This is a genomic window from Kutzneria chonburiensis (assembly GCF_028622115.1).
Lineage (GTDB): Bacteria > Actinomycetota > Actinomycetes > Mycobacteriales > Pseudonocardiaceae > Kutzneria > Kutzneria chonburiensis.
On record NZ_CP097263.1, the window covers coordinates 1584762 to 1601950 of the forward strand.

A 17189-nucleotide genomic window follows, 5' to 3' on the forward strand; every position below is an offset into this window, starting at 1 on the left:
ATGTAGCGCCTCGAGCACCTTCGGCGACCTTCTGGGCATGGTCGAGCCGTCGCGCAGTCACCTGCCGCCGATGCCCCGATGGTTGGTGCCCGCCGTGGTCGCCGTGGTGCTGTTGATCTCCGGCGGTCTGGTCTGGGTGCTGCTGTGGGGGCTGGACACCTTCGAGCACCTCACCGACTCCGAGCATGCGACGGCACGGTTGGACGTCGTGAAGATCGGCCTCACGGTGGCCGGCGGCGGCGGTGCGCTGTTCGCCTTGTGGCTGGGGGTTCGGCGGCAGCGTGCGGTGGAGCGCGACTCCGAGGATCGCTACGCGGCCCAGACGGCCACCGAGCGGGATGCGACCGAACGACGGATCACCGAGTTGTACGGGCGGGCGGTGGACCAGCTGGGATCGGACAAAGCGGCGGTGCGGCTGGGCGGGCTGTATGCACTCGAGCGGTTGGCGAACGACCATGAGCAGCTGCGCCAGACCGTCGTAAATGTGCTGTGTGCCTACCTGCGCATGCACAATGCGGAGGATGGGCAGGTGCGGCTGACTGCTCAGAAAATTCTCGGCGACCATCTTCGAGGCGAGGAAGGAATCTTTGGTGTGAATCTCAGGCCGAACCCTCGTTTTTGGGGAGAGCTTGAGGTGGACCTCTCCGAGGCGAAGCTTGTCGACTTCGATCTGACCAATGCTCGTCTAAAGTCAGCCGACTTCGAGAACACGGTGTTTATAGGCCGCCTCGCAAATTTTGTGGGTGTTGTCGTTGTGGGCGACGCGAACTTTGCTGAGGCTGAATTTCGGGCGCCTGCACACTTTCATCACGTGAGCGCACGCGGATTTGTCGCGTTTGATCATGCAAAGTTTGCGAGCGGGGCAGTATTTGCGGACGCGGAGTTCTGGTACGGAGTGACATTCTACAGCGCCGGTTTCATGCTGCGAGCCGAGTTTGATGGTGTCAACTTCGGGTTAGTGGGCAGCTTTGAGGGTGCGGCATTTCGGGAAGGCGCCTCATTTTGCGGTTCAGTGTTCGATACTTTTCCGAACTTCTCGGGTGTTGTGTGCGGTGGGTCGCTTGATTTTTCCAATTCAACCGTCATGAGCTCGCCGGCTGACGGAGGCTCGCCGCCTGATGGGTGGACGGTCAAGAAGGAGGCTTTTGCTGATGATGGCGGGGTGGATGGGGTGAGATGGCGTGTTGTTCGCAATGGGTGATTCCGCCGGTGCCGTGCTGGCGCCGGCGGAATCAGTGCCGACTACTGCGAAACCTCCAGGTAGTCGAGGTTGGGGGTGCCGCCGGTGTTGGACGACGTCAATCGGACGGTATTGGGGCCGGGATTGAGCGACACCGTGACGGCGGCGTCGGCCCACGTGTCCCACGAAGCGGTGGGGGCGAAGGCCACGGTACCGGCGGCGGTGCCGTTGACGGTGAGGTCGGCGGGGCGGTTGGACGTAGTGCCGTTGGCGTAGCGGAAGGTGAGAGTGCCGGGGCCCTGGACGCCGGACCACTCGGCGTACGAACCGGTGGCGTTGGTGGTGTTGCAGAAGCCGGTGCCGGAGAAGCCGGTGTGGTTGGAGTCGATGGTGCCCTGGCAAGCGGCGCTCTCGGCCTCGTAACGGTTGGCCGCAGGCGGGGTGGGACCGCCGACGTAAGCGGAGCCGAGCCACGACTCGTCGATACGCAACAGCTTGTAATGGGTGGAATCGCTGGAAGCGGCCCACGTGCTGTCGACCTCGAGCTTGACGTAGCGGGTGTCCTTGGCCGGAAGGTCGATGAACTGGACGCCACGGTGGCTGGGCAAGGTGCCGCTGGCGACGGCACTGCCCCAATCGGTGCCGTTCGACGAGACGAAGACCTTGTAGTCACGGATACGAGCGGACTGCTCGGTGGCGGATCGGGCGTAGCTGACGGAATCCTCGCGCTGGTTGAGCCCGATGTACTGAACGTGCTTGGCCGACCCGAGGTCGTAGGTCAACGACACGGGCAAGGTCTTCTTGTTGTCCCAGTACGTCAGGTAGCTGCCATCGGCGGCGGCGGAAGCGGGATGGCCGCTGGCTGAGGCGGAAGCGCTGACGGTGACGGAGCCGGCGGGGTAGATGCCGGACCGGCCATGGGTTTCGACCTGGAACACCGTGTCGTACTTGTCCCAACCGGAGAGGCCGGTGAGCGTCAAGGAGCCGTTGGACTGGGTGAACGCAACCGTGGCGCCGGTGCGGAAATTGGTCACTCGGGTGACCTGATATCCGTTGTCCCGCAGGCGAAGGGTGCTGCCGGACGGCTTGGTCAACACATGGATGAACTGGAGGTCGGGGTTGGTCTTGCTGATCGTGGTGACACCGTGCGAACCATCGTTCCAGAACCCGGGTTGCAGGCCGCCGTTGAGGTAGCCGCCGCCCTCGGTGCCGTTGACCGAACCCCAGATCTGGTCGAGGTAGCCGCTGAGGAAGTTGTTGTAGTCCACCTGATGGCTCGGGAACTTGCCGTTGACCATGGCGGTCTCGTCCATCAACGACTTGATCGACGAACCGGCGTTGGCGATGTAGCGGCCGACGTTCAGCCCGGCGTCCACAGTGGAATCGGTGCCGGTGTACCACCACGACCCGGTGTCGGGCAGCTTGTAGTCGGCCTCGACCAGCCGCGGTGCGGCGGTCCACACGGCCTGCGGATAGTCGTAGGCCGGCGTCATGCCGGTCTTCTGCTCGTTGCTGACCATGTCCATGATCGGCGTGTCTTCGTTGTTGTTGCTCAGCGTGTAGTTCGGCCGCTTGGCCCGGATCTGCTCGTACAGGTTGTGGCTGAGCCAGTAGTCGTTGTCGTTGTCGATCCAGAACCCGCCAAGGTCCGGATAGCGGTCCATGACCTCGAGGAAGTTGTCGTAGCCGAACTCGCCGAAGCCGTTACGGGTGGTCAGGTCGACGTTGTGGCCGGCGTAGCCGGAGAACGCCTTGGAGTCCAGCCAGCTCTTGCCGGACGGCAGCCCCTCGGTGTTCCACTGCGGGTCGTCGGTCATGTACAGGATGGTCCGCATCCCGGCCTTCTTGGTGGCGGCGATCAGCTCGCCAAGGAAGTCGCGGGAGGTGTGGCAGCTGCCGGGGATCTTGGACGGCCACGGCCGCGCGTAGCCGAGCCGGCTGTGGAAGGTCGCCAGCACGATGTACTGGGCGTGCAGCTTCTTGGCCTCGTTGACCCAGTAGTCGGCGGTCCACCCGCCCTTGGTGACGTCGGATTCCCAAGCGCCGCAATCGGTGTGCGCCGGCGCGGTCCGCTCGCCCCAGTGCAGGAACAACCCGGCCTGCGAGGCGCGCAGGAAGTCCTGTCGCGGGTCCTGCAGCTCGGCGTGCGCCGCCGACGGCACGGCCGCCAGCCCCGCCGCGACCACCAGCGCGGCCCCGTAGGCGAGCAGTCGCTTGCCCCAACCTGTTCGCATGGCTTCCTTCTCGTACGCAGCGGTGACGGCGATCGGGCGATCACCGTCGTCGAGCGCCACCTGCGGCGGAGGATGGCCAATACATCGGATGTAACACCGTATGAAACGGTATACAACCGGGGGCAGGGTATGAAAGACCCGATGTTCGTGTCAATCCTTCGAGACGGGACGTTCGTTGACCTTCACGGGACAATGGGACACGGACCAGCTCCGTCGTCGAAGGGCCGGCATGACGATCCGACACGTGGCCGCGCTGGCCACCATCGTGCTGGTGGCGGCCTGCACGGGCAGCACGAGCAGCGGCCCGGCGCCCAAGGCGGCGACGCAGACCGGCCTGGTCGCGACGTCGCTGACGGTGCCGCAGGGCATGGGTGGGGCCCCGTTCGACGTCGACCGGCAGGTCCTGATCCCGAGCGGCTGGAAGATGTCGGTGTACGCCCGGGTCCCGTCGGCGCGCCTGGCGGCGTGGGCGCCGGACAACACGCTGCTGGTGTCCGTGCCGGAGAACGGCACGGTTGTGCGGCTCGTGCCGGACGGGCAGGGCAAGGCCACGGAAGCCGTGATGCTGCGGGGCATGAACCAGCCACACGGCCTGGCCTTCGTCGGTTCGACGCTGTTCGTCGCGCAGAGCGACCGCGTGGACAAATTCGCTTATGCGGACGGGAAAGCGACGAACCCGAGGCCGATCGTCACCGGCCTGCCGGACGCCAAGAGCCCGGAGTTGGGCGGGCAGTACGCCCACGCGCTGAAGAGCGTCGCCGTCGGGTCGGACGGCTCGGTGTACATCTCGGTCGGCTCCACCGGCAACATCTCGGTCGACGATCTCAAGGCGAACCCGCCGCGCGCCTCGATCCTGCGCGTGCCGCCGGGCGGCGGCCCGGCGCAGCCGTTCGCCGTCGGCGTCCGCAACGGCACCGGCCTGGCCATCGCCCCCGACGGCTCGGTGTGGACGGCCGTCAACGGCCGCGACCAGATCGAGTATCCGTTCGACCGGCCCTACGGCGACGCCTCGGGCTCGTCCAAGGGCCAGGTGATCCCGGACTACGTCCGTGATCACCCCGTCGAGCCGCTGGCCAAGCTCACGGCCGGCCGCAACCTCGGCTGGCCGTACTGCGACCCGGACGCCGACATCGAGCCGGCCGTGAAGGGGAGCGAGCAGAACCCGTCCAACGTCCCGTTCACCACCGACGTGGAGACGAATCCCGACGGCCACCTGCTCGACTGCTCGAAGCTGCCGCGCATCGAGCAGACCCTCGGCGGCCACTCCGCGCCGCTGGGCCTGTCGTTCGTCGACGGCGGCCTGCCCGGCGAGTACGAGCACGGCGCGCTGGTCGGTGTGCACGGCTCGTGGAACGCCCAGCCGCCGCGCGCGCCCGAGGTGTCGTTCTTCCCGTGGGCCAATGGCGAGCTGGGCAAACAGCAGACCCTGGTCGGCGGCTTCCAGGCCACCGACGGCTCCCGCTGGGGCCGTCCCGTCGGCGCGGTCCTCGGCCCCGACCACGCCGTCTACATCACCGACGACCAGGCCGGGGCGGTGTACCGGCTCTCGCCGCCGTGATCAGCGCTTGCGCAGGCGCTTGAGCGCGTCCTTCGCCCGCTGCTGGTTCTTGGGGTCCTGCGCCGCCCGTTTGACCTGCTCGGTCAGCTTGCGGCCCTGTGGGCTGCGCAGGAACGCCGTCAGCCGCTGCCAGATCGACGCCATCGCCGGCTCCTCTCCCGTGCTGTTCGCCCCCTTTGTCCCCATTATCGCGCAGGCTGAAACACCCGTAGTCTCGGCCTGTGATCGCAGCCGATGTGTCGAAGGCGCTCGCCGCCGTCGCCGACCCGGACAGCGTCGCGGCCAAGCAGCGGTTCTTCCGCACCGGCCCGGGCGAGTACGGGGAGGGCGACCGGTTTCTCGGCGTTTCCGTACCGGACCAACGCCGCGTTGCCCGTAGCTACAAGGCGTTGCCGCTCAACGAGGTCCGCACGCTGCTGACCACCGGTGCCCACGAGGAGCGGCTGACGGCGCTGTTCATCCTGGTGCTCAAATTCGCCGAAGCAGAGCTGCGCGAGGAGATCGTCGATCTCTACCTGACGCAGACGGCGTTCGTGAACAACTGGGACCTGGTGGACTCCTCGGCGTACCAGCTGCTGGGGGAGTGGCTGGTGGACCGCGACCGGACGGTCCTCGACCGGCTGGCCGGCTCGGAGTCGTTGTGGGAGCGGCGAATCGCCATCATCGCGACGTTCGCCTTCATCCGCCGCGACGACCCGGAGTGGACGCTGCGGATCGCCGACAAGCTGGTGGACGACCGGCACGACCTGATCCACAAGGCGGTCGGCTGGATGCTGCGCGAGGTCGGCAACCGGGATCGCGACGCCGAGGTGCGGTGGCTGGTCCGGCATCAGCGGACGATGCCGCGAACCATGCTGCGGTACGCCATCGAGAAGTTCGCGCCGGCGGAACGCCGAGCCCTTGCCGGCGAAGGCCCCGGCGGGGTGTCCGCCGGGGCCTTCGCCGAGCCGTGATCAGGACGCGGTGATGGTGTCCCGCACGGCGACGAACGCCTCGTACTCGGCCTTCTGGTCGACCGGCAGCTGGTAGGCGGCGGCCATCAGCTTCGGCACGGACGGCAGCACGGACAGCTTGAACGTCTGGCCGTCGGTGGTCTTGATGACGGTGCGGCCCTGGAGGTCGCGGCGCTTGACCGAGGCGCGGTTGGCGTCGTCGACGGTCAGCGGCGCGCCGGCGGTGATCACGCCCTTGTTCTCGTCGAGCGGCACGATGACCAGCTCGGTCCGCCCCGGCTTGAAGCCGACGGCGAAGTTGCTGACGGTGGTCGTGCGGAACACGATGTAGTTCTTCTGCTTCATCTCGGAGGCGTACACCTTGGTGTAGCTCGTCCCGTCGGCGACCACCGACTCGAAGGCGGCGTGAATGGCCGCCTTCAGCTCTTCCTTGCTCGGCACTGCAACTCCATTCCATGACGGTGCCGGACGGCCGCTCCACGCGGCGGTTCTCGGCCCCGCAATGAAACGCAGTGGCGGCAAAGGTTTTCAAGGCGCGCGAGGGCAGCGAGTCCCGACGAAAGTCGGGGCGCCTGTGGGTAATTCGGCCGTCGTGGAAAACGCTTACCACGGGAGGTGAGCGCCCGGTTCTGCACGGTGAGCTCGTCGGGAACTGGTGTCCGGTCACACCGGACGCACCTCGGGCGCCGGGCGGTGACCGGTCCCTAGTCTCGGGTCCGATCCGCTTGATCCCCGAAGGAGAGACCCCATGGCGAAGGTTGCCGTCATCTACTACAGCGCGACCGGGACGGTGCACAGCCTGGCCCAGGAGTACGCGGCCGGGGCGGCGGACGCGGGTGCGCAGGTGCGGGTCCGCCGCGTGGCCGAGCTGGCGCCGGCGGAGGCGATCGCGTCCAACGAGAGCTGGCAGGCGCACCACGACACGGTCAAGGACCAGCCGGTCGCCACGGCCGAGGACGTGCTGTGGGCGGACGCGGTGGTGTTCGGCAGCCCGACGCGGTTCGGCAACGTGACGGCGCAGCTCAAGCAGTTCATCGACACGCTCGGCCCGCAGTGGGCCCAGGGTCTGTTGGCGGACAAGGTGTACTCGGGCTTCACGTCCACCTCCACCACGCACGGCGGCCACGAGTCGACGCTGCTGGCGCTCTACAACTCGGTGCACCACTTCGGCGGCATCCTTGTCACGCCGGGTTACACCGACCCGATCCAGTTCGTCACCGGCACGCCCTATGGCCCCACGCACACGGCGTCGGCCGGCTCGTCGATCAGCGACGACACCAAGGCGTCGGCCCGGTACGCGGGCGGCCGGATCGCCGCCGTGGCCGGACGCCTGGTCCGATGACCGAGCTGCGCAACTTCGTCGGCGGCCGGTTCGTGGACGGCGGCGCGGCGTTCGACGACATCAACCCGGTGGACGGCTCGCTGGTGGCGACCGTGCACGAAGCCTCGGCCGAGCTCGTGGACAGCGCGGTGCGGGCCGCCCGTCGGGCCGTCGACGGTGTCTGGGGTCGTTGCCCGGCAGCGGAAAGAGTGCGGCTGCTGCGGCGGATCGCCGATCTGATCGACGAACGGTTCGACGACCTGCTCGCGGCCGAGGTGGCGGACACCGGCAAGCCGGCGCCGCTGGCGGCGGAGCTGGACATCACCCGTGCGGCGGCGAACTTCCGGGCCGCGGCGGACATCGTGGCCGCGGCCGGGCTGGACTCCTTCCTCACCGACAAGGCCCTGAACTACGCCATCCGCAAGCCGGTCGGCGTGGTGGCGGTGATCGTGCCCTGGAACCTGCCGCTGCTGCTGTTGACGTGGAAGGTCGCGCCGGCTCTGGCCAGCGGCAACGCCGTCGTGGTGAAGCCGTCGGAGGAAACGCCGGCGACCGCGACCCTGCTGGCCGAGATCATCGCCGCGGCCGGTGTCCCGGACGGCGTGTACAACGTGGTGCACGGCTTCGGGCCCGGCTCGGCGGGGGAGTCCCTCACCCGGCACCCCGGCATCGACGCGGTGACGTTCACCGGCGAGTCCCGCACCGGCGCGACGATCATGCGCGCGGTGGCCGACCGCGTCCGGCCGGTGTCGTTCGAGCTGGGCGGCAAGAACGCGGCGATCGTGTTCGACGACGCCGATCTGGGTGAGGCAATCGACGGCCTGGCCCGGTCCACGTTCACCAACACCGGCCAGATCTGCCTGTGCACGGAACGAATCTACGTGCAGCGCGGCGTCTTCGACGAGGTCGTGGCGGGCTTGGCCGAGCGGGCTCGGAGCCTGCGGTTCGGCCGTCCCGACGATCCCGCCACCACCACCGGCCCGCTGATCTCTCAGCAGCACAAGGAAAAGGTGCTGTCGTACTACGACATCGCGGAAAGGGAAGGCGCGACACTGGTGGCCGGCGGCGGTGTTCCCGACCTGGACGCCGGCCTGGCCAAGGGATCCTGGATCCAGCCGGCGCTGTGGACCGGGCTGGACAACGGCTCTCGCATCATGCGCGAGGAGATTTTCGGCCCGGTGGCGGCGATCGCGCCCTTCGACACCGAGGAAGAGGCCGTGAAACTGGCCAACGACAGCGACTACGGCCTGGCGTCCGCGGTGTGGACGACCAATCTCGAACGCGGGCACCGGGTGGCCGGCGCGATGAACGTGGGGATGTCCTGGCTCAACACCTGGTACCTGCGCGACCTCCGCTCGCCCTTCGGCGGCAACAAGCTCTCCGGCATCGGCCGTGAAGGCGGGGCGCACTCGCTGCACTTCTACAGCGAGACAACGAATGTGTGCGTGAAACTGTGACGGCCCGGATCGTCGCCGGCAAGGCGACTCCGCGAGGTCGGTTCCCGCACGTGAAGGTGGCCGGCGGGCTGGTGTTCGTGTCGGGCACCAGCAGCCGCCGTCCGGACAACACCATCGCCGGGGCCGAGGCCGACGAACTCGGCGCGACCCGGCTGGACATTGCCGTCCAGACCGAGGCTGTTATCGCTAACATCCGGGATAATCTGCACGAAGTCGGGGCCGACCTGACCGACCTCGTGCAGATCACCGCGTACCTCGTGGACATGAACGACTTCGCCGCCTACAACGAGGTCTACGCCCGCCACTTCGACGAGAACGGCCCCACCCGCACGACCGTCGCCGTGCACCAGCTGCCGCATCCGCACTTGCGGATCGAGATGCAGGCCGTCGCGATCAGGCCGGACGAACCGCCCACAGCCGCGACCCGTTGATGATCCGCGAGCTGATCACGCCGGCGACCTCGGTCACCGCGGCCCGGGACGACGCGATCACCGCCGAGCAGAACATGCCGTCCGGTCCGGCCAGCGAGACGCCGCCGACCGGGCGGCTTGACGCGTCGAGTATGGCCGCGGCGACCGAGATTCGCTTGGCCTGGAACGACTGCGACACGACGTAGCCGTCCTGACGGGCCTTGGCCAGCTCGTCGCGCAACCGCTCCAGATCGGGCATTGCCACGGAAGTCTCGGCGCAGCAACGCTCCACGTGGGCGACGACTTCCTCGTGCGGCAGCCACGACAGCGCCGCCTTGCCGCAGCCGGTGAGGTGCGCCGGCGCGCGCTGGCCGACGCTGTTGTGCATGGGCAGCTTGCGCTCGTTGCCGTTGCGGTTGAGGTACACGACCCAACCCTGCGTGAGCTGGCCCAGGTGCACCTCCTGCTCGGGCGCACGCCGCAGCCGTTCGAGCAGGCCCTCGGCCGCGCGCACGAGCCCGGTCCGTTCGATAACCTGGCCGCCCAGCTCCAGCACGAGCGGTCCGAGCTGATAGCCGTCCTCACAGGTCTCGAGCATGCCCTCGGTTACGAGCGTCTGGCACAGCGCGTGCGCGGTGCTGCGCGGAATGCCGGTACGGGCAGCGATCTGCCGCACCGACAGCGCGGCGACGGCCGGCGTGAACGCGCGCAGCACCCGTATCGCCTTGACCACGGGCACGACCCCGGACTCTGCCATGCCACCACCCTACGACCGCCGCGCCGAACCCGCCGACACGAGTGTCCGGTGACACGGGACGCAGCCCGTGACCTCGGCAAACGCGGGACCTACCGTTCCGGACCATGTCACGCGTCTTCCACCTCGCGCCGAAGCGAGCCGAGGACCCGCCGGAACCAGCGGGCGGCGGCATCGTCGCGGGCTACCTGTCGCCGCACCCGCCGCACCTGATCTACGCCGACAACCCGCCGCAGAACGAGCCGCGCAGCACCGGCGGCTGGGAAGTGCTGCGCTGGGCCTACGACGAGGTCCGGCGCCGGGTGCGCGAGCTGAACCCGGACGTGCTCGTGGTGCACGCGCCGCACTGGATCACCATGGTCGGCCACCACGTGAACTGCGTGCCGCATCCGCGCGGGACCTCGGTGGAGCCGATCTTCCCGCACCTTTTCCGGTACCACTACGACTTCCGCACCGACGTCGAGCTGGCCGAGGCGCTGGTGACCAGCTTCGCCGACCACGGCCTGGTCAGCCGGGCGATGCGCGAGGAGGGCGTGCGGGTCGACTACGCCACCATCGGCGCCCTGCACATGGTCAACCCGCGCTGGGACATCCCGGTGGTGTCGATCAGCGCCAACAACAACCCGTACTTCTACGCCGAGGCCGAGCTGACCCAGATGGAGACGCTGGGCCGGGCGACCAGGGCGGCGATCGCGCAGACCGGCCGGCGTGCCGTGCTGTTGGCCTCGAACTCCTTGTCCCACCTGCACTTCGACCGTGAGACGGAGCTGCCCGAGGACATGAGCCGCGAGCACGCGTACAACAACGACCAGTACCGGGCCGACATGGCGCTGCTGGAGACTGTGCGATCGCAGCCGTCGAAGGCGTTGCGGGCCGCGATCCCGGAGCACATCGCGGCTTCCGAGGCGGAGACCAAGTCCGGCAGCCTGACCTGGCTGCTGTCGGCCCTGGACTGGCCCTCGACCACCGGTGACGTCCTGGGGTACGGGACGATCATCGGCACCGGCAACGCGGTGATCGAGTGGCGGCCATGACCGTCGTCGGGGCAGCGCTGCTGCCGGGCATGCCGCACCTGCTGGCCAAGGACCCCGCGCCGGCCTGGGCCGACCTGCGTACCGCCGTGGAGCAGGTCGGCGAGGAGTTCCGCGAGGCCGGTGTGGACACCGTGCTGATGATGTCCACACAGTGGTTCACGGTGCTCGGGCACCAGTTCCAGTTGGACCCGAATCCGCGTGGCCACCGCGTGGACGAGAACTGGTACGCCTACGACTACGGGCATGTCGGCTACGACCTGCGGATCGACACGGAGCTGACGGAGCGCTGGGCCGACCTGACCGCCGCCCGCGAGCTCCAGGCCCGTCGCACCCACTACGACGGTTTCCCGATCGACACCGGCACAGTAACGGTCACACCGTTACTCGATCCGGGTCGTCAGTTTCGGTTCGCCCTGGTCTCGTGCAATCTCTATGCCCAGGTCGACGACATCGCGACGCTCGGCGAGACCGGCGTGGCCGCCGCCGAGGCGAGCGGCCGCCGGGTCGGGGTGGTGGTTGTTTCGGGGCTGTCGGCCGGCCTCATCCAGCAGTGGATCGAGCCGTCCGAGGACCGAATTTCCACCCCTGAGCAGGACAAATGGAACCGGCGCATGCTGGACGCGCTCGGCCGTGGCGACGCTGACGAGGCGTTGCGGCTGCGCGAGCCGTTCGCCCGCGAGGCAGCCGCCGACAGCCAGTTCCGGGCGTTGGCCTTCCTGCTCGGGGCGGGCGTGCTCAAGGACCCCGGCGAGCTGCTGGCGTACGGACCGGTGTGGGGAACGGGCGCCGCGGTGATGCGGTGGCCCGTTGTGACTGAAGGGAAGCACAGCTGATGGCCAACACAGCGGTCGGGTTCGTCGAGACCGAGGGCTTCGTCCCGATCTTCGACGCGGTCGACGCCATGGTGAAGTCGACCAACGTCATCGTCGAGGGCGTGGTGCGGCTGGGCGGCGGCCTGGTCGCGGTGGCCGTGTCCGGCGATCTGGCCACCGTCGAGGAGGCCACCGAGATCGGCGAGGAGACGGCCAAGGCGCTGTCCGGCGGCTCGGTCCGGTCGATCGTGTTCGCCAACCCCTGCGACGCGGTCGCGGCCCTGGCCGCCGACACCGCGTTGCTCGAAGGCAACTGACTCAAGGGCTAGGTGGGGAGGGACCATGCGGGACAGCAACGACGCCGGCGCGATCGGCCTGGTCGAGACCAGGGGCATCGTCGCGTTGTCGGCGGGCATCGAGGCCATGATCAAGACAGCGGACGTGCGGTGCATCGCCGTCGACCGCGTGTCCAGCGGCTACCTGGTGGCCGCGATCCAGGGCCAGCTCGCGGCCGTACGACAGGCTTTGGACGCCGGTGCCGCGGCGGTGAAGCGGTACGGCGAGCTGCGCTCCGTGCAGATCTACCCGCGGCCGAGCGCGGATGCGGCCGGCCTGTTGGAGACCCGGCGGGCGGTGGCGTTCCGTGACGCCGCGGTGGCCCTGCCGGCCGGGACCGAGCGATGATCCTCGGCCGGGTGGTGGGCCGGGCCTGGGCCGACCGGCAGGCGGCCGCGCTGTCCGGCCGACGGTTCCTGCTGGTCCGCGACCTGTCCACCGGGGCGGTCCTCGTTGCCGTTGACACGCTTGAGGTCGGGGAGGACTCGACGGTCCTGGTCGCCACCGACGAAGCCGCCGCGGCGGCGGCCGGTGTGTCCGTTGTGGACGCTGCCGTGGTCGCGCTGGTCAGCGAGCACGATCCGGTACGGGGAAAGGAAACCCTGTCATGACGACCATCGCGTGGATCGGCGACGGCGAGCTCGGTGTCGACCGGGTCGGCGGCAAGGGTCGATCCCTGGACACCTTGCACTGCTTGGGACTTCGGGTGCCGGAGGCGTTCGTCGTAACGACGCATGCCTATCGCCAGGCCGTCGGCGACAAGCTCGTGGCGGAGATCGACCGCCGGATCGCCGCCCTGGGCACCGATCCTGACCCCGAAGCGGTGTCCTCGGTCTCCGATTCCGTACGGGCGTTGGTGATCGCCGAGACTGCCGACCACAGCTGCGACGCCGACATCCGTGCCGCCTATCAGCAGTTGGCGTCCCGGCTCGGCCAGGATGAGCCGGCGGTGGCCGTGCGGTCCAGCTCCGCCGCCGAGGACTCCGCCGACCGCAGCTTCGCCGGCGAGCACGACAGCTACCTGTGGGTGCTCGGTGTGGACGAGGTCTCGGCGGCCGTCCGGCAGTGCTGGGCCAGCCTGTTCACCGCCCGGGCGATCAGCTACCGGGCCCGCGGCGGGGCCGACGTCGACGACGTGATGGGCGTTGTCGTGCAACGGATGGTCGACGCCGACGCGGCCGGTGTGTTCATGACCCTCAACCCGGTCAACGGCGACCGGTCCAAGGTGGTCGTGGAATCCGTGTGGGGGCTGGGGGAGCCGCTGGTCAGCGCGACCGCGACGCCGGACCGCTTCGTGCTAGACAAGATCACCGGCGAGATCATCGAACGGAACATCGTCCAGAAGCCCACTCGGGCCACCCGAAACCCGGTCACCGGGCGCGGTCTCGCGACCGTGCCGGTCGATGAGGCCGACCACTCGCTGCCCAGCCTCGACGACACGCAACTCCGGCAGCTGCTGGACATCGCCCGCACCGTCGAACGGCACGCCGGCACGCCGCAGGACGGCGAATTCGCGGTCGCCGACGGCGAAGTGCACCTCGTGCAGGCCCGCCCCGAGACCGTCTGGAGCAGCAAGCCGGCGCCGCGCATCACCAGCGCGACCGGCGCCATGGGACATGTGCTGTCGGCCCTGACCGACCGGAACTGACTGAGGAGACCGACCATGCCGTCCTCGTTCCCCAGCCCCTTCGAGCTCGGGCCCCCGCCCGGCGCCGAGGGCTGGGAGTCCATGTACGACTGGTACCACCTGTTCGGCGACGACCGCCGCGCGGCCGACGAGAACAAGTTCTGGTTCCAGGACGCCCTGCACCACCCTTATGTTCTGTATCCGTACGACGAGATCCAGTGCGAGTGCTGGTGGCAGGCGCTGGGCGCGATGAACACCCGCGTGTTCGCCGTGCCGCCGGCTTTCGGCCTGGAGCAACGGATTCTCAACGGGCGGCTGTACGTCTCGCCGGTGGCCGCCCCGGATGAGCAGATCGCCGAGCGGGCGGCCGCGTTCGCCGAGCGGGCCGGCCACTACTACGAGAACTGGGACGCGATCTACGCGCAGTGGAAGGACAAGGTGCTCGACCGGCTGAACCTCATCCGGTCGCTGTCCTTCGAGCCGCTGCCCGACCGTGAGCCGCTCGCCACCGTCACCGGGCACCTCGGGCATTCGGCCGGATTCCGCTGGGAGCGGGACTTCTCGCTGCTGGTGAGCACGATGTACGAGACGTACCAGTGGCATTTCGAGATGCTGAACATCGGCTACGCCGCCTACCTGACGTTCTTCCAGTTCTGCCAACGGGCTTTCCCCGGCATCGGCGACCAGTCGGTGTCCCGGATGGTCGGCGGCCTGCACGTGGAGCTGTACCGCCCGGACGACGAGCTCAAGCGGCTGGCCAAGGTCGCCGTCGAACTGGGCGTCGGCGACCAGCTGCTGGAGATCGAGGACGTCGCCGAAGCCTTGCGGCAGTTGGCCGGCAGCAAGTGGGTCGACGAGTGGGAGGCCACCCGCGACCCGTGGTTCCAGATCAACACCGATCCGGGCCATCCCGGCGGTGATCACCGGTTCGGCACCTGGGACGACCACCCGGAGATCCCGTACGGGGCGGTCCGGGACTACGTCCGGCGGCTCAAGGCCGGCGAGGACATCGACCGGCCGACCGCGCGGATCCTGGCCGAGCGCGACCAGGTCGCCGACGGTTACCGCAGCCTGCTCAACCCGGACGACGTCGCCGCCTTCGACGAGCTGTTGGCCTTGGTGCGCAAGGTGTTCGTGTACATCGAGGAGCACGTGCTCTACATCGAGCACTGGATGTGGGCGGCGTTCTGGGGCAAGTCCAAGCAGTTGGCGTCGTCGCTGGCGTCGATGGGCGTGGTGGCCGACGCCGAGGACCTGTTCTTCCTGCGCCGCACCGAGGTCAGCGAGCTGATCTTCGACACCGTGGCGTCGTGGGGCACCGGCGCGCCCGGTCGTGGGCGGGCCTATTGGGAGCCGATCATCGCCCGTCGGCGGGAGATCTTCGCCGCCCTGGATGCCTGGCAGCCGCCGCCGGCCCTTGGCCCGCCGCCGACCGCTGTCAGCGAGCCGTTGACCGTCATGTTGTGGGGCATCAACACCGACACCGTGGCTGGTTGGCTCACCGACGACGTCGATGAGCCCGGTGTGCTGCGCGGTGTGGCCGGTTCGCCCGGCATCGTCGAGGGGCCGGTACGGGTCGTGCAGTCGGTCAGCCAGCTGGCCGAGATCCGTGAGGGCGAGATCCTCGTCTGCCCGGCCACGTCCCCCGCGTGGGCCCCGGTGTTCTCCCGCATCGCCGCCACGGTCAGCGATGTCGGCGGCATCATGAGCCATACCGCCATCGTGTGCCGGGAGTACGGGCTGCCGGCCGTCGTCGGCACCGGGCGCGCCGTCAGCACGCTGCGAACCGGCCAGCTGGTCCGTGTTGACGGTAACACCGGCGTAGTCACGGTGCTGTGACCGTGATCGACGACTGGCGGGCCGGCCGCAACCGGGTCATTCGACGCGCCGCCGCCGTTCGATCACGGGGCGAGGGCCCGCAGCTGACCACCGTTGTGCTCGACCTTGGTGGCGTGGTCGTGCCGACGCTGTTCGAGGTGGTGGACGAGCCCGGCTTCCCGGCCGGGCCGTTCGGCGACGACCCGCTGTATGCCGGCGTCGAGCAGGGACGGCTGCAAGAGCGTGACTACTGGGCCGCGGTGGCCCGTTGCCGTCCTGACCTCGACATCGGCCGCTATATGCGGACGCGCCTCGGCGTGCGGGCCGAGATCCGCACCCTGCTCGCCCGCATCGGCGGCCGAGTGCGGGTGGTAGCGCTAACAAACGATATGGCGCACTGGTTCGGCGCCGACTGGGCCACCAGCCTTGCCGAGCTCGACCGCTTCGACCTGCTGCTCGAGGCCGCCACATCCGGCGTCCTCAAACCCGACCCCGCCGTGTTCCGGTGGGCATTGCAGCTGGTGGGCGAGCCCGCCGACCGGTGCTTGTTCGTCGATGACCTACCCAGCAACCTGCGCGGCGCGCAGGCCGTGGGCATGGCCGTCGAGCACTTCCGGGTCGACGACCCGGCCGGTTCGGTGCGGCGGGTGTTGGACCGGCTCGGCATCGACGGGAGCGAACCCCATTCCCGCGTCTACCATCCGGAGCGGCCATGACTGTCCACTTGGTACGGCACGGCGAGACGTCCAGCTACGACAGCGACGCCGGTCTGACCCCTCGGGGCGTGGCTCAGGCCGAGACCTGGGCCACCGCCTTCGCCGCCGAGCTCGACGGCGCGCACGTCGCCTTCGGTTATGCCCCCACGGCCCGTGCTTATGAGACCGCTTTGGCCATACAGCGGATCGTCCGCCCACACGGCCGGTGCGTCGAGCTGGCCGCGTTCCGCAACCTCCAGGTTTTGGTCGACGGTATGGAGTTCGAGCCCACCCAGGTCCGCCAGCGAGCCATGACCGAGGACCGCGGTTGGGCCGTCGAGGCCCGGCGTTTTTGGCAGGCGCACGAACGCGGTGACGCCATGCGCTTCTGGCTCACGACTCCCTTGCTGTGGCACGAGAGCCCCGCCGCCGTCGTCCGCCGCTTCCTCACTGCCGTGATCGACCACGACGAGTCCGATCACCTCGTCGTCGCCACCCACTCCGGCTGCCTCCGGGCCATCGTCGCCTGGGCCAAGGGCTCCGATCCCGGCGAGCCCGACAACGCCGAGTCGGTGTCGCTGCGCCGCACCGGTGATCACGTCGAGATCCGTTGTCGCGGCGAGGAGTTCCGGTGCGAACTGCCGAGCTAGTGTGAGCTCTCCGTCGGCAGGCCGGCGGTCACCCAGTCCTCGATGCCCTCGCGGTACTTGAACACGCTGGAATAGCCCAGGTTGAGCAGTTCGAGGCCGACGAGCTCGCTGTTGCGGCACGGCACGTTGGCGCAGTAGACGACGATGGTGGCGTCGCGGTCGGGCAGCACGTCGGGGGCGCAAGCGCGGGTGAACGCGGCGGCGTCCTCGTAGGGGAAGCCGGGGATGTTCACGGCGGTCTCGATGTGCTCCTTCTCGTAGTAGGCCAACGGCATGGTGTCGACGACGGTCACCTCGCCGGCGTCGATGGCGGCCTTCAGGTCCTGTCGGGTGATCAGCGGAACCACGGC

At 68.8% G+C, this 17189-nt stretch carries 20 protein-coding genes; 15 read left to right on the forward strand and 5 right to left on the reverse strand.

All coding sequences use genetic code 11. The features are described 5' to 3' along the window. Positions 1 to 37 precede the first annotated feature (37 nt). Positions 38 to 1201 carry a pentapeptide repeat-containing protein gene (locus M3Q35_RS07435; RefSeq protein ID WP_273940906.1) on the forward strand — a complete coding sequence of 388 codons (1164 nt, stop codon included), beginning with the start codon at positions 38 to 40 and terminating at the stop codon, positions 1199 to 1201. 41 nt (positions 1202 to 1242) lie between these two features. Here M3Q35_RS07435 and M3Q35_RS07440 read toward each other — a convergent pair whose 3' ends face one another. After that, entirely contained in the window at positions 1243 to 3474 is a 2232-nt protein-coding gene (locus M3Q35_RS07440; protein WP_273940907.1) for a discoidin domain-containing protein, read from the reverse strand. Between the two features lie 169 nt (positions 3475 to 3643). Between M3Q35_RS07440 and M3Q35_RS07445 the strand changes: the two genes are divergently transcribed. Next, positions 3644 to 4972: a PQQ-dependent sugar dehydrogenase gene (locus tag M3Q35_RS07445; protein WP_273940908.1), complete on the forward strand. Its 1329-nt coding sequence runs from the start codon at positions 3644 to 3646 to the stop codon at positions 4970 to 4972. Here the strand turns inward: M3Q35_RS07445 and M3Q35_RS07450 are convergent, their stop codons facing one another. Continuing rightward, positions 4973 to 5116: a hypothetical protein gene (locus tag M3Q35_RS07450; RefSeq protein WP_273940909.1), complete on the reverse strand. Its 144-nt coding sequence runs from the start codon at positions 5114 to 5116 to the stop codon at positions 4973 to 4975. 77 nt (positions 5117 to 5193) lie between these two features. Here M3Q35_RS07450 and M3Q35_RS07455 point away from each other — a divergent pair, with 77 nt between their 5' ends. Further along, positions 5194 to 5925 (forward strand): DNA alkylation repair protein, encoded by a 732-nt coding sequence (locus M3Q35_RS07455; RefSeq protein WP_273940910.1) that lies wholly within the window; start codon positions 5194 to 5196, stop codon positions 5923 to 5925. Here the strand turns inward: M3Q35_RS07455 and M3Q35_RS07460 are convergent, their stop codons facing one another. Next, positions 5926 to 6366, reverse strand: coding sequence for a hypothetical protein (locus M3Q35_RS07460; protein ID WP_273940911.1), 441 nt, complete (start codon positions 6364 to 6366; stop codon positions 5926 to 5928). A 307-nt stretch (positions 6367 to 6673) separates the two neighbouring features. On the opposite strand from M3Q35_RS07460, the gene wrbA reads away from it, so the two are divergent. Genes wrbA through M3Q35_RS07475 form a run of 3 tightly spaced genes read left to right on the forward strand, consistent with a single transcriptional unit; the run spans position 6674 to position 9134 of the window. Continuing rightward, the gene (wrbA, locus tag M3Q35_RS07465; protein ID WP_273940912.1) at positions 6674 to 7267 is read left to right on the forward strand and encodes an NAD(P)H:quinone oxidoreductase; all 594 of its coding nucleotides are present in this window, start codon (positions 6674 to 6676) and stop codon (positions 7265 to 7267) included. Next, positions 7264 to 8703 (forward strand): 2-hydroxymuconic semialdehyde dehydrogenase, encoded by a 1440-nt coding sequence (locus tag M3Q35_RS07470; protein ID WP_273940913.1) that lies wholly within the window; start codon positions 7264 to 7266, stop codon positions 8701 to 8703. The genes wrbA and M3Q35_RS07470 overlap by 4 nt, the downstream gene beginning before the upstream one ends. Further along, the gene (locus M3Q35_RS07475) at positions 8688 to 9134 is read left to right on the forward strand and encodes a RidA family protein (RefSeq protein WP_273940914.1); all 447 of its coding nucleotides are present in this window, start codon (positions 8688 to 8690) and stop codon (positions 9132 to 9134) included. The genes M3Q35_RS07470 and M3Q35_RS07475 overlap by 16 nt, the downstream gene beginning before the upstream one ends. On the opposite strand, the gene M3Q35_RS07480 is transcribed toward M3Q35_RS07475, so the two are convergent. Further along, the gene (locus M3Q35_RS07480; protein ID WP_273940915.1) at positions 9097 to 9870 is read right to left on the reverse strand and encodes an IclR family transcriptional regulator; all 774 of its coding nucleotides are present in this window, start codon (positions 9868 to 9870) and stop codon (positions 9097 to 9099) included. The two genes, M3Q35_RS07475 and M3Q35_RS07480, sit on opposite strands and share 38 nt — an antisense overlap. A 104-nt stretch (positions 9871 to 9974) precedes the next feature. Between M3Q35_RS07480 and M3Q35_RS07485 the strand changes: the two genes are divergently transcribed. From M3Q35_RS07485 to M3Q35_RS07525, 9 genes are read left to right on the forward strand one after another with little or no spacing between them, the layout of a single operon-like run. Further along, a complete protein-coding gene (locus M3Q35_RS07485; protein ID WP_273940916.1) occupies positions 9975 to 10901 on the forward strand; it encodes a DODA-type extradiol aromatic ring-opening family dioxygenase in 927 nt (308 codons plus the stop codon). Continuing rightward, positions 10898 to 11734, forward strand: a complete 837-nt coding sequence (locus M3Q35_RS07490; protein WP_273940917.1) for a DODA-type extradiol aromatic ring-opening family dioxygenase — start codon at positions 10898 to 10900, stop codon at positions 11732 to 11734. The genes M3Q35_RS07485 and M3Q35_RS07490 overlap by 4 nt, the downstream gene beginning before the upstream one ends. Further along, on the forward strand, positions 11734 to 12030 hold the full coding sequence (locus M3Q35_RS07495) for a BMC domain-containing protein (protein ID WP_273940918.1): 297 nt from the start codon (positions 11734 to 11736) through the stop codon (positions 12028 to 12030). Before M3Q35_RS07490 ends, M3Q35_RS07495 begins: the two co-directional genes overlap by 1 nt. Positions 12031 to 12055: 25 nt before the next feature. Beyond that, positions 12056 to 12397, forward strand: a complete 342-nt coding sequence (locus M3Q35_RS07500) for a BMC domain-containing protein (protein WP_273940919.1) — start codon at positions 12056 to 12058, stop codon at positions 12395 to 12397. Then, positions 12394 to 12660 carry a EutN/CcmL family microcompartment protein gene (locus tag M3Q35_RS07505; RefSeq protein ID WP_273940920.1) on the forward strand — a complete coding sequence of 89 codons (267 nt, stop codon included), beginning with the start codon at positions 12394 to 12396 and terminating at the stop codon, positions 12658 to 12660. Before M3Q35_RS07500 ends, M3Q35_RS07505 begins: the two co-directional genes overlap by 4 nt. Beyond that, positions 12657 to 13697: a PEP/pyruvate-binding domain-containing protein gene (locus tag M3Q35_RS07510; RefSeq protein WP_273940921.1), complete on the forward strand. Its 1041-nt coding sequence runs from the start codon at positions 12657 to 12659 to the stop codon at positions 13695 to 13697. Before M3Q35_RS07505 ends, M3Q35_RS07510 begins: the two co-directional genes overlap by 4 nt. A gap of 15 nt (positions 13698 to 13712) precedes the next feature. After that, complete coding sequence (locus tag M3Q35_RS07515; RefSeq protein ID WP_273940922.1) at positions 13713 to 15515, forward strand: PEP-utilizing enzyme; 1803 nt, start codon at positions 13713 to 13715, stop codon at positions 15513 to 15515. Further along, positions 15512 to 16210 (forward strand): HAD-IA family hydrolase, encoded by a 699-nt coding sequence (locus tag M3Q35_RS07520; protein WP_273940923.1) that lies wholly within the window; start codon positions 15512 to 15514, stop codon positions 16208 to 16210. The genes M3Q35_RS07515 and M3Q35_RS07520 overlap by 4 nt, the downstream gene beginning before the upstream one ends. Continuing rightward, positions 16207 to 16839, forward strand: coding sequence for a histidine phosphatase family protein (locus M3Q35_RS07525; RefSeq protein WP_273940924.1), 633 nt, complete (start codon positions 16207 to 16209; stop codon positions 16837 to 16839). Before M3Q35_RS07520 ends, M3Q35_RS07525 begins: the two co-directional genes overlap by 4 nt. On the opposite strand, the gene M3Q35_RS07530 is transcribed toward M3Q35_RS07525, so the two are convergent. Further along, positions 16836 to 17186, reverse strand: coding sequence for a rhodanese-like domain-containing protein (locus M3Q35_RS07530; RefSeq protein ID WP_273940925.1), 351 nt, complete (start codon positions 17184 to 17186; stop codon positions 16836 to 16838). The genes M3Q35_RS07525 and M3Q35_RS07530 overlap by 4 nt on opposite strands. Between the last annotated feature and the right edge of the window lie 3 nt (positions 17187 to 17189).